This is a genomic window from Devosia faecipullorum (genome assembly GCF_015158295.1).
Taxonomy (GTDB): Bacteria; Pseudomonadota; Alphaproteobacteria; order Rhizobiales; family Devosiaceae; genus Devosia; species Devosia faecipullorum.
This window is the reverse complement of record NZ_JACDXV010000004.1, coordinates 242,682-254,681: the sequence shown is the minus strand read 5'-3', so window position 1 is coordinate 254,681 and position 12,000 is coordinate 242,682. Positions and strand designations below refer to the sequence as shown.

Genomic DNA, 12,000 nt, shown 5'->3' with positions numbered 1-12,000 from the left:
AACGACAAACCATCCAGCATCGGCGCTTGCAGCACCGCAAGCTCGCCGCATAACATCAACCCAAAGACGAGGCCGATACTCCGCTAATCCAAGACCCAAACTGCGCCAAATGATCTGACGACGGACATACGGCCGAAGTTGCGGTGCAGCAGCAGGCGGTGGACAGTGCCGAACTCGTCCCCGGTATGCCGGTGGAGGTGTTCGTACAGACTGACGAGCAATCCGCGATATCCTATTTTATGAAGCCGTTTACCGATCAGATTAGCCGAGCGTTCCGGGAGGAATAGCGGTTGCCGACCACGTCAGGAAAGCGGCGCACCGCGCCGTTCGGCAAGCAGGGTTTGGGCGATGTCGGCGAAGCCCAGCCCCGCTGGACGCTCTGAAATCCAGCGCGGCCTGGTGGGAATGTCATCGAGCACTGGAATAATATTGGCGACGCCGAAAGTATTGCTGAAAAAGGCGAACATGGGGGCGTCATTGCGCGAATCCCCAACAAAGGCAGTGCTTAGTGCGATGTCATCCGGCGATATCTGCAGCCGCTCCAAGAGGCGCTCGCTCATGGTCCGCTTGTCATAGGTTCCGATCCAGGTGTTGATGTGGATGGAACTGATGGCCACAGCAGCGCCGTGCGACCGGATCTGGCCGGCCAGGGCCTCGATATCCGGTCCGGGCTGCCCGGCAATGTCGATCGCCACATCCGCCAGGCGAAATTGCTGGTCATGGGCGAGGCGAAATGCGCCCAGCAGCGGTTCGATGGCACGCCTGTGCTCGGCCTGACGCCGGGCCTGGAGCGCCCCATCCTCCCAGAATTCGGTCGCCACCCGCCCCTTGTCGAGCGTCATCATGAACGCGCCGCTTTCTCCGATGGCGGCGGCGACCGGCCAGGCGCGCACGATATGTTCGCACCATCCCGCCGATCCGCCCGTTACCGGAACCACCTGAATGCCGCAATCGTGCAGATCCCACAGGGCCTGATAGGTCTGCGGGAGCAGCCGGCCCGATGTGGTCAGGGTGTCGTCAATATCGGTGAAGAGACAACGGACATGCTGCAATTGCGCCGACGTGGGCGCCGATCCCCTGAAGGTCATGGCTTGTCCTCGCCGCATAATGTGACTTCGGTTCCGGCATCGGTCAGCGCCTTTGACGCTGCAGGATCGGTGATCATGTCGGTGAACAGGCAATTGATCTTGCTGAACGGCACCACGCGCACGGAGGCATTGCGTCTCCATTTGCTGACATCGGCCACCAGGAACTGGGTCCGCGAATTGGCGATCAGCGTGGAAGTGGTCTGGGCTTCGCTATAGCTGAAATCCAGCACGCCCTTGGCCGGGTCCAGCGCGCCCGCGCCGATGATCGCGTAGGAGGCATAGAATTTCTCGAAGAAATTCAGGGTATCGGTGCCGACCACGTCGCGGTCATTGTGGCGCAGCAGGCCCCCGGTCATGTGCACCTCGATCTGCGGCGCGTCGCAGAGCATCAGTGCCACGTCGATATTATTGGTGACCACCCTCAAGCCTTCATGGTCGCGCAGCGCCTGTGCCACGAACTGCACCGTGCTGCCGATCCCCATGAACACCGTTGATCCCGGAGTGATGGCGCTGGCGACCCGCCGGGCAATGCGTTGCTTGGCGGCGCTGTTGAGCGCGGCGCGGGCATTGATGGAAATGTTCCTGGCTTCGACCGGGGCATCGACGCCACCGTGAAAACGGCGGGCAAAGCCGAGATCGCAAAGCGCATTGATGTCGCGGCGTATAGTCTGCGTGGTCAAGCCATAGCGTGCGGCGAGCGCCTCGATGTATTGGGCACCCTCCGCCTCCACCAGCGCCAGAATATCGCGTTGCCGGCCCGACAGCATGCTGCTCGCCCCCTCCTTATCCGAGGAAAACCGCCGGATCGTCGGTGATCACGCCGGTCAGCCCCGCATGCCAGAAAGACACCAATTGCATCGGGTCATTGCAGGTCCAGACGCGCACCTTGATGCCGCGCTCGCGCACATGTTCCAAAAGGCCGATGCTTACCGCCTTGTAGTGCATGTGGATGGTCGTGGCGGGTATCGCGGCCAATTGCTGCTCCCAATCCTCGGGGGCCTGTACCCAGAGCATGGCCATTTCGAGATCCGGCTCCAATTGGTGCATGGCCTTGAGGCATTGCGCATCGAAGCTCGAAATCATGATCCTTGTGTCGGCGCTGCGCTTGGAAATGTCCGCCTGTACGGCCCGTACAAGCTGATCAAGCGACTTGTGATGCGCGTGCTGCTTGATCTCGACATTGGCGCTGAGGCCGAACTCTCCCAGCGCCGCAATGGTTTCGGCCAGAGTGGGGATGCGCTCCCCGGCAAAGCGCGGATCGAACCAGGCGCCACCATCCAGCGCGCCGATTTCGGACTGCGTCAGGGCGCCCAGCGAGCCCTTGCCCGACGAGGTACGGTCCACGCTGTCGTCATGGATGACGATCAGCCTGTTGTCGGCGCTGAAAGCGACGTCAAGCTCGACCCATTTCGCGCCCGCTTCCGCTGCGGCTCGAAAGGCGGCGATAGTATTTTCAGGAGCAATCGCCGATGCGCCGCGATGGGCCTGGACTTCATCCCGGCTGGGGCCGGGCAGGGATGTGAGTGTCATGATGTTTTCTTTATTTGAGCACTAGACGATGTCGGTGCGTCGCCCGGTCTGCGTGTTGAACGGATGCAGGTCAGTCAATCTGGCGAAAACCTGAACACTGGTTGTTTCAGCAATTTCGGGCCTGCCGGGAACGCTGAGCACGATGGATTGGCCGGATGACTTGAGACGGACATGCAGATGGCTTTCTCCCCCAATCGGCTCGAGCAGCTCGACATTGGCGTCAAGGGTGAGGGAAGGCTCGCTCGGCTTTTCGAGAAAGCAGCCATCGGGGCGGATGCCGACGATGTCGGTGCCTGCTGGAAGCCCGAACCCAGCAACGTCGCCGGAGAGCGATGATACCGGCACGAGATTCATCGGCGGGGAGCCGATGAAGCCGGCAACGAACAGGGTCGCCGGGCGGTCATAGACTTCGGTGGGCGTGCCGATCTGCTCGACCAGGCCGTTGTTCATCACCACCAGCCGGTCGGCCAGGGTCATGGCTTCGAGCTGGTCATGGGTCACATAGAGGCTGGTTGTCTTGAGGCGGCGTTGTAGCTTGCGAATCTCGACACGCATCTGCACGCGCAATTTGGCGTCGAGATTGGAGAGCGGCTCGTCGAAGAGGAAGGCAGCCGGCTCGCGCACGATGGCGCGGCCCATGGCGACGCGCTGGCGCTGACCGCCCGAAAGCTGACGGGGCTTGCGTTCCAGCAGTGGCCCGATTTCGAGAATGTCGGCGGCTTCCTTGACGCGACGGTCAATTTCCTCGCGCGGCGTGCCGCGGTTCTTGAGGCCATATTCCAGATTTCCGCGCACGCTCATATGCGGATAGAGCGCGTAGTTCTGAAACACCATGGCGATGTCGCGCTCGGCCGGTTCGGCCTTCACCACATTGCGGCCGCCGATCTCAATGACACCGGAGGTGACCGATTCAAGTCCGGCCACCATGCGCAGCAAGGTGGACTTGCCGCAGCCCGAGGGACCGACCAGCACGATGAGTTCTCCATCGGCCACGCTTAGATTGACGCCTTTGACTGCCGGAACGTCGCCGTAATTCTTCTTGAGATCGATGAGGCTGATCGTTGCCATGGCTTATTTCTCCGTTTCCACGAGGCCTTTGACGAAAAGGCGCTGCATGAAGATGACGACTAGGACAGGGGGCAGCATGGCCAGCATGACTGCGGCCATAACCAGGTGCCACAGCGGCTCGCCATCAGCAGTCGCGGCCAGACGCTTGATGCCCATGACGATGGTGTAATAGCGGCTGTCGGTGGTGACGAGCAGCGGCCAGAGATATTGCACCCAGCCAAAGATGAAGAGGATGACGAATAGCGCCGCGATATTGGTGCGGCTGAGCGGCAGAAGGATGTCGCGGAAGAATTTCAGCGGTCCGGCGCCATCGACGCGGGCGGCCTCCATCAATTCATCCGGCACTGTGAGGAAGAACTGGCGGAAGAGGAACGTCGCCGTTGCCGAGGCGATGAGCGGCAGGGTTAGGCCAAGATAGGAATTGAGCAGGCCCAGATTTGCCACCACGGCGAAGGTCGGGATGATGCGCACCTCCACGGGCAGCATCAGAGTGATGAAGATGATCCAGAACGCCAGAAGGCGGAACGGGAATTTAAAATAGACGATGGCATAGGCCGAGAGCAGCGAAATGACGATTTTGCCGATAGCGATGGTCACGGCCATGATTAGGGAGTTCATCAGCATGACCCAGAGCGGCGGTGCGCCGGCGCTGGAAATGCCGACCGTGAGCATGTGCCAGTAATTCTCCACCAAGTGCGGCCCTGGAAGCAGCGGCACAAGTCCGCTGACGAAGTCACCGATGCCGTGCGTGGAAGCGATAAAGGCCAGGTAAACCGGGAAGACCACAACCAGAACGCCGGCAATCAGCACCAGATGGGTGAGAAATGTGAGGACAGGGCGATTTTCGACCATTCTTTATGCCTCCTAATACTGCACGCGCCGCTCGACATAGCGGAACTGAATGGCAGTCAGCGCGATGACGATGAGCATGAGGATGACGGATTGGGCGGCCGAGGAGCCGATATTGAGGCCCAGGAAGCCATCGGCATAGACCTTGTAGACGAGGATATTGGTCGCCTGCGCCGGTCCGCCCGCTGTCGTGGCGTCGATGAGGCCGAACGTGTCGAACATGGCGTAGTTGATGTTGACGATGAGCAGGAAGAAAGTCGTGGGCGACAGAAGGGGGAAAACGATGGTCCAGAAGCGTTTGAACGGCCCCGCGCCATCGATGGCGGCGGCTTCGTTCAGGGATTGCGGCACCGATTGCAGCCCGGCCACGAAAAACAGGAAATTGTAGGAAATCTGTTTCCAGCTGGCGGCCATGACTACAAGAAGCATGGCCTGGTTCCCATCGATGCGGTGATTCCAATTGATGCCGAAGCCGCGCAGGATATAGGGCGCGATGCCAATGCTGGGGTTGAACATGAACCACCACAGGATACCGACCACGACCGGCGCCACGGCATAAGGCCAGACCAGCAGCGTGGTGTAGAGCCTGTTGGTGCGCAGCACGCGGTTCACCGCGACCGCCAGCAGCAGCGATAGCCCCATGGACAAAAGTGTCACGCTGAGGGCGAAGACGGCAGTGCGCCCGACGGAGTTGAGATAGAGCGGGTCCATAAGGACGCGGGAATAATTCTCGAACCAGACGAATGTGGTGCGGAAGCCGAACGGATCTTCGCGTTCGAAGGAGGATTTGACCGCTTGCAGGGCCGGCCAGATGAAGAAGATAATCGTTATTGCCAATTGCGGCGCAAGCAGCGCGTAGGGCAGTAATTTGTTCGGAAAAATGGTGCGCTTGGTCTGCATTGACGGGCGGCTCCGATGAAAATGGTCAGGGCGCAAAAGGCCGACCGGCGCACGAATGCGTCAGTGAGAAAAGCCCCCGTCCATGGGACGGGGGCCGGTTCGTCACGGATTACTGGTTTGCCGCTTCGAAATCGCGCAGAATCTGGTTGCCGCGGGAAACAGCGGTGTCCAGAGCCTCTTGGGCGGACTTGGAGCCAGCCAGGAACGCTTCAAATTCTTCGTCGATCACGGTGCGGACCTGGGTCAGGTTGCCGAAACGGATGCCCTTGGAATTTGCCGTGGGCGTGCCACGAGTAATCTGGTTGATGGCGACGTCGGAACCTGGATTGGCTTCGTAATAGCCCTGTTCCTTGCCCAGTTCATAAGTGGCGTTGGTGATCGGAAGATAGCCGGTCGCCTGGTGCCAGCCGGCCTGGATTTCGGGGCTCGACAGGTAGGTGAAGAATTCGGCCACGCCCTTGTAGGTCTCGTCCGACTTGCCGTTCAGAACCCAAAGGGTCGCGCCTCCGATGATCGAGTTCTTCGGGTCGGTGGTCACGTCGTCGTAATAGGGCAGGGGCGCAAAGCCCACTTCGAAGTCCTTGGCATTATTGATGACGCCAGCGCGCGAGGCCGAGGAGTTCATGTAGATGGCGCATTCGCCGGAATAGAATTTCGGCGGTGCGTCAGGGCCGCCCACCGGGCCGCCATACTGGAACAGGCCTTCGTCAGCCCACTTCTTGAGGTTCTCGAAATGTTTGACCTGAACCGGGCCGTTGAAAGTGAACTCCGTGCCCATGCCGGCAAAACCGTTTTCAAGCGTGCCATAGGGCTGGTCGTGGATGGCGGACAGGTTTTCAAGTTGAACCCAGCTCACCCAACCGGTGGTGAAGCCGCACTTGGCTGCGCCCGAATCCACGATCTTGCGGCTGAATTCCTCAACCTCCGCCCAGGTCTTGGGTGCAGTTTCGCGGTCGAGGCCTGCCTTCTCGAACGCGTCTTTGTTGTAGTACATGATCGGGGTGGACGAGTTGAACGGCAGCGACAGGATATTGCCTTGCGGGTCAGAATAATAGCCCGTGACCGGAGCCAGGAAGCCTGACGGATCCCAAGGCTGCCCATTGTCCTGCATCAACTGGTAGACCGGCTTCACCGCGCCCTTGGCGGCCATCATAGTGCCGGTGCCCACTTCGAAGACCTGCACGATGGCGGGCTGCTCATTGGCGCGGAAAGCGGCGATCGCAGCGGTCAACGTCTCGGGATAGGAGCCTTTATAGGTCGGGATGACCTTGAATTCGGACTGGCTCTCGTTGAAGCCTTGGGCGATGCCCTCAAGGCGCTGGCCGAGTTCTGCGTCCATGGCGTGCCACCAGGCGATCTCGGTCTGACCGAGGGCGGCGCCGGTCGACAACATGGCGGCCAGTCCCACAGACAGGCCCAATACGTTCTTGAACATGCTCACTCCCTTATTATTGCGCTGGGACCTCCTCGTCCCGAGCTTGGCTTCATTTGACAGCATCGAATATTCCTTTGCAAACAGGAAATGTTCATTTGAACATCAAAGGGGAGAGGGTCGTCTTATTCCTGACCCGCACCGGGTTCTAAATCAGGTGCTTAGCAGTTTTGTGACAACAAAATTGGATGGCCGCGCCTGTGAATATCTCGGGCTCGAATTGCATATAGTTCAAGTGAACACAGGCGCTCGCTGGGCATTGCGTCGATGCGCATTCCCGTGCATTTCGTCGGTTTCCTGACGCCTTGAGGCCGAATGAATCGGCGAGCACTGCGATCAGTCGATCCATACGAGCTATCGAATTGTGCCCTGCATGGCAGAGGCGGGCGATGCATGGGCGGAGGGCGATTCCAGCCCGAAATTGAACGGCTATAAACGCCTGCCCTCGTCATCAAAGCGATGTGTGAGCTCGGCGTCATAGTCGTAGGCGACCAGCGCGCCGATGGCGGGCACCTCGCTTCTGGTCTGTCGGACTGTCAGAAGCTCCGCACGGCCAGTGTCGAGAAAGACGAAGGAATCGGCGCCCAGATATTCCACATGGCTGACCTTGCCCCGATGCTGGCCGGCACCCAGAATTATATCTTCGGGGCGGATGCCTATAATGGTGCCGTCCTCGCCCGGAATGAAATTCATCTTCGGCGAGCCGACAAAGCCGGCGACGAACCGCGATTGCGGGCGTTCGTATAATTCCTTGGGCGTACCCACCTGTTCGACGCGGCCGGCATTGAGCACGATGATGCGGTCGGCTAGCGTCATCGCTTCGACCTGATCGTGCGTGACGTAGACCATGGTAGTCTGGGGCAGGCTATCCTTGAGCCGGGCGATTTCGAGCCGCGTAGCGACGCGCAGGGCGGCGTCGAGATTTGAAAGCGGTTCGTCGAACAGAAAGACCTGCGGGTCGCGCACGATAGCGCGGCAAATGGCGACACGCTGTCGCTGGCCGCCCGACAATTCCTTCGGATAGCGGTCAAGATAGGGTTCCAGTTGCAGCTTGCGAGCCGCATCGGTGACGCGTGATTCGATTTCGGCCGGGGGCGCTCGGCGCAGCTTTATCGAATAGGCCATGTTCTGGCGTACGCTCATATGTGGATAAAGCGCATAGGACTGGAACACCATGGCGATGCCGCGCCTACTGGCAGGAACATTGTTGACGACGCGGCCACCGATTTCCAGCGTGCCGCCGGAAATGCGCTCAAGCCCGGCTATGCAGCGCAGAAGGGTAGACTTGCCGCAACCCGAGGGACCGACAAAGATCACGAATTCACCCGACCTTATGTGAAGATCGATGTCTTTGAGGACTTCGACTGCGCCGTAGCTCTTGCGCAGATTCGTGATCTTGATGTCGGACATGGCCTGTCTCCGGCTCAGGCGGATGCAAGCGCGGCGCGGACTTTTTCCAGCGCCGCGGCAGTAGAGCCGGCAGGCCTGTATTCGAGGCCGACCGCACCCTCATAGCCATTGGCATAAAGCCAGTCGAGACGGGCGCCGAGATCAATCTCGCCCAGCCCTGGATCGTTGCGGCCGGGATGATCCGCGACATGGGCATGGATGACGCGCGATACGCGTTCCTTCAGCACATCCTCGATTTTCTCGCCCATGACATAAGAATGATAAAGGTCATAGACCACGCCGATCTCGGGTCGATTCACCTCGTCCACTATATTGAGCGCTTCGCGCGTGGAGGAGAGATAATAGCCCTTGTGATCGATGATCGTGTTGAGCGGTTCGACCCCGAGCCGGACATTACTGCCTCTCAGCACATCGGCGGCGGCGAGCAGGCCATCGACCAAGGCGTCGTGCTGCGCCTCGCGGCTTCGGTCAGGCAGGTCATCACCGGCCTGTGCGATGAGAACCCTGGCGCCGAGCCGCTGCGCCATTTGCACCGAGTTAGCGAGTCCGGCGAGGAAGGCGGCGTGATTGGCCGGGTCGGTCAGTGCGACCATCGGCTCGGCCACGAAGCCGGTGAGCCCAAGGCCGGTCACTTTAAGCGCCGCCTCGATGGCGTCGACATCCTTGTTAGACCAGAACCAGAACTCGACTGCGTCGAGCCCAGCGGCTTTGGCGAGGTGGATGCGCTCGGCAAAGTCGTCGCTGGCATCGGCGAACAGCCATTCAATGCAGGCAGAAAGTTTCATGAAATGGATCCTGTTAGCGATAATCGATCAAAACCTGCATGACCTCGGGCGAACCCTGGTCGAGCAGGTCATAGCCGCGCCCCGCCTCATCGAGCGGTACGCGGTGGGTGATGATGCCCTTGAGGTCGGACGCGAGGGCGGAAAGATATTCACGGGCGATCTTGCCGCGCCGGCCCAATGACCAGAGCGGTCCGAGGTAAGGGTTCACCGTGCCGACCTGCGAGGAGATGATGCGCGGCCTGTTGTGATGGAATTCTCCCGATAGGCTGAGGCTCTCGAACGTGCCGCCATACCAGGACATGGCGATGACGGTGCCGTTGAAACCGACCGTGCGGATCGCTTCGTTGAGGGCGGGAGCGGCACCGGAAACCTCGATGACATAATCGGCGCCCCGACCCTCGGTCAGCTCGCGAACGCGCTCGGCAAGAGGGGCTTCGCGCGGGTCCAGTGCAATGGTCGCGCCTCCCGCCAGGGCGAATTGCCGGCGTTGCTCGATCGTGTCCACGGCGATGATCTGGCGCGCACCATTGCGGGCGAGCAGGCGCGTTACCAATTGCCCGATGACGCCCAGGCCGGACACGACCACATCTGCGCCCAAGGGGATATTGGCGTCGAGAACGCCGTTATAGGCGGTGTTGAGATTGGCGACGAAGACGCCGATCTCCGCGTCATCGAGATCGCCCAGCTGCACGACGGCGCCAGCATCGACAATTGCGTGCTGGCCGTGAGGTACATAGGCAAAGACGAGATCGCCCAGATGAAGACTACCAACATCCCTGCCCAATTCGGCGACGCGCCCCACGGCGGCATAGCCATAGCGCGCCGGCCATGACCAGTCCGAGCCATTGGCATCGGAAAACAGGCGGGTCGCCGGATCCATCGCTTGCCGCCATTGCGGCGCCAGACCCCGAAAGACATTGAGCTCGGTCCCCGCGCTGATGCCGGATACTTCAAGGTTGAGCAGCACTTGCCCGACGCCAGGGCCATCGAGGCTTTCGGTGCGAATTTCGACGGCGCGCGGTCCGGTGAAATAGAGCGATTTGGTACTCATGGACATGACGATCACCCTTTGATGCCGCCAGCGGTCAGCCCGCCGACAAGTTGATTGCGAAAGAGGAGGAATAAAATGACGGTCGGCATGGCGATGACGACGCCACCAGCCATGACCACGCCCCAGGAGAAGGAATAGGGATCGAATAGGGTTTGCAGCGCCAGTGGCAGCGTCTTGACCTCCGCGCTGGTGATCAGCGCCAGCGCCAGGATGAATTCGCCCCAGGAGAGCACGAAGGCAAAGGTGCCGACCGCGACGACGGCGGGGCGGATAAGCGGCAGGGTGATGCGGAACATGGCGCCGATCTGGGAGGAGCCATCGATGATCGAGGCCTCCTCAAGTTCGCGCGGGACTGCGTCGATATAGCCTTTCAGCATCCAGACGGCGATGGGCAGGCCCAGAGCAAGATGGGTTAGGACGAGGGCGGTCAGCGTATTGGCCAGGCCCAGCGCGCGAATGATGACGACAATGGGCACCAGTACCGCCACCGCCGGCAGCATCTGGGTGGCGAGGATCAGAAAACCGATGGCGTCGCGGCCAAAATAGGCGAAGCGGCTGAGCGAATAGGCCGCGGGAATGGCGATCAGGACGGTGCAGATGGCTACGACGGCCCCGACCAGCAGGCTGTTGCGCAGGGCAGCGAGGAAGTCGGCGCGCGCGAAAATATTGGCAAAGTGATCGAAGGTGACCCGCGTGGGAATGAGGCTGCGGGTCATGATGTCGGCGTCGGGCCGCATTGAAGCGACAAATACCCAGATGATCGGTAGCAATACCAGGCCCAAAACCAGAATGGTCAATGCGTCGAGCACAATGCTGCGGATCGCAGTTTCCCCGTTCATTGTCGTCTCCGCAGCTTAAGCGAGAGGAGCGCGGCGACGGCGAGAATGGCCAGCATGACCACGCTGATGGCAGCAGCATAGGCGGGGCGCAGGTCGGTGAATACGGCCTTGAACATGGAAATGCCGAGTACGGTAGTGGCGTCCTGCGGTCCGCCGCGCGTCATGATCCAGGGAAGGTCGAAGCTGTAGAATGCGAGAATGCCCAGGACGAGGCCGATGATCAGCATGGTGTTCTGGATGGCGGGCAAGGTGATGGTGAGAAAACGCTGCCAAGGCGATGCGCCGTCGATGGCGGCGGCTTCATAGAGCTCTCCCGGAACCGATTTGAGCGCCGCCAGCAGCGCCAGTACCATGAAGGGCATGCCCTTCCAGCCTGAGATGAAAATGATGATGACGAAGGCCAGATTTGGGTCGTTGAGAATAGAGGAATTGCCGGCAACCCCCAGGACGTGGAACAGCGAATGCAGAGCCCCCACCTCGCTGTCGAGCAGGAAGCGCCAGCCATAGCCCAGAACGATGAAGGGCATCACCCAGGGCAAGAGGATTAGCGCCGATGCCGTGCGCGCGACAGGCGTATCGCGATTGAGCAGCAAGGCCAGGGGCAGGGCGATGGCGACTTCGACGGCTACCGTGCCGATGGTCCAGATCCATGTCCGCCCGAAAGCCCGCCACAGGGCAGCATCGGCAAACAGCGCCTGATAGTTGATCAGCCCACCCCAGACCGGCTGCGGATTGCGCAGCAGATACCAATCCTGAAACGACAGCCATAGCGCGTAGAGGAGCGGAAGGATGGCAATGGCCAGAGCGACCAGAACGGCCGGCGCCACCAAGGCATAGGGCAGGGCTAATTCGCCGAAAGGTCTGGGCTCGCCATCCGATGCAGGAGCGGTCATGAATGCGCTTTCAGCCGATCGACTTGTCATTCTTCATAGACCGCAAGGATTGTTCTTGTGGTCTATGAAGTGTCCAGAAGCAATTGCGAAAACCTGCCTATGGCCGAAAAAGACCCGGGCGGCGGGAGGCCTGTACCGCCCGGGGTGTTTTCGCC

General features: G+C 60.5%; 12 protein-coding genes. All 12 read right to left on the bottom strand.

What is annotated here, in order from left to right:
* Positions 1-302: 302 nt before the first annotated feature.
* Entirely contained in the window at positions 303-1,088 is a 786-nt protein-coding gene (locus H0482_RS11780) for an HAD-IIB family hydrolase (protein WP_193730247.1), read from the bottom strand.
* A complete protein-coding gene (locus tag H0482_RS11775) occupies positions 1,085-1,855 on the bottom strand; it encodes a DeoR/GlpR family DNA-binding transcription regulator (protein WP_193730246.1) in 771 nt (256 codons plus the stop codon). Before H0482_RS11775 ends, H0482_RS11780 begins: the two co-directional genes overlap by 4 nt.
* 16 nt (positions 1,856-1,871) lie before the next feature.
* Positions 1,872-2,618 carry a glycerophosphodiester phosphodiesterase family protein gene (locus H0482_RS11770; RefSeq protein ID WP_193730245.1) on the bottom strand — a complete coding sequence of 249 codons (747 nt, stop codon included), beginning with the start codon at positions 2,616-2,618 and terminating at the stop codon, positions 1,872-1,874.
* A gap of 21 nt (positions 2,619-2,639) precedes the next feature.
* Positions 2,640-3,686 (bottom strand): sn-glycerol-3-phosphate import ATP-binding protein UgpC, encoded by a 1,047-nt coding sequence (locus tag H0482_RS11765; protein ID WP_193730244.1) that lies wholly within the window; start codon positions 3,684-3,686, stop codon positions 2,640-2,642.
* A 3-nt stretch (positions 3,687-3,689) separates the two neighbouring features.
* Positions 3,690-4,538, bottom strand: a complete 849-nt coding sequence (gene ugpE, locus H0482_RS11760; protein WP_193730243.1) for a sn-glycerol-3-phosphate ABC transporter permease UgpE — start codon at positions 4,536-4,538, stop codon at positions 3,690-3,692.
* 12 nt (positions 4,539-4,550) lie between these two features.
* Positions 4,551-5,435: a sn-glycerol-3-phosphate ABC transporter permease UgpA gene (gene ugpA / locus H0482_RS11755; RefSeq protein ID WP_193730242.1), complete on the bottom strand. Its 885-nt coding sequence runs from the start codon at positions 5,433-5,435 to the stop codon at positions 4,551-4,553.
* A gap of 109 nt (positions 5,436-5,544) precedes the next feature.
* Entirely contained in the window at positions 5,545-6,870 is a 1,326-nt protein-coding gene (ugpB, locus tag H0482_RS11750; RefSeq protein ID WP_193730241.1) for a sn-glycerol-3-phosphate ABC transporter substrate-binding protein UgpB, read from the bottom strand.
* A 426-nt stretch (positions 6,871-7,296) separates the two neighbouring features.
* A complete protein-coding gene (locus tag H0482_RS11745; RefSeq protein WP_193730240.1) occupies positions 7,297-8,277 on the bottom strand; it encodes an ABC transporter ATP-binding protein in 981 nt (326 codons plus the stop codon).
* A gap of 14 nt (positions 8,278-8,291) precedes the next feature.
* The gene (locus tag H0482_RS11740; RefSeq protein ID WP_193730239.1) at positions 8,292-9,062 is read right to left on the bottom strand and encodes a TIM barrel protein; all 771 of its coding nucleotides are present in this window, start codon (positions 9,060-9,062) and stop codon (positions 8,292-8,294) included.
* A gap of 13 nt (positions 9,063-9,075) precedes the next feature.
* The gene (locus tag H0482_RS11735) at positions 9,076-10,119 is read right to left on the bottom strand and encodes a zinc-dependent alcohol dehydrogenase (RefSeq protein ID WP_193730238.1); all 1,044 of its coding nucleotides are present in this window, start codon (positions 10,117-10,119) and stop codon (positions 9,076-9,078) included.
* Between the two features lie 5 nt (positions 10,120-10,124).
* The gene (locus H0482_RS11730; RefSeq protein WP_193730237.1) at positions 10,125-10,952 is read right to left on the bottom strand and encodes a carbohydrate ABC transporter permease; all 828 of its coding nucleotides are present in this window, start codon (positions 10,950-10,952) and stop codon (positions 10,125-10,127) included.
* On the bottom strand, positions 10,949-11,845 hold the full coding sequence (locus tag H0482_RS11725) for a carbohydrate ABC transporter permease (RefSeq protein ID WP_193730236.1): 897 nt from the start codon (positions 11,843-11,845) through the stop codon (positions 10,949-10,951). Before H0482_RS11725 ends, H0482_RS11730 begins: the two co-directional genes overlap by 4 nt.
* Between the last annotated feature and the right edge of the window lie 155 nt (positions 11,846-12,000).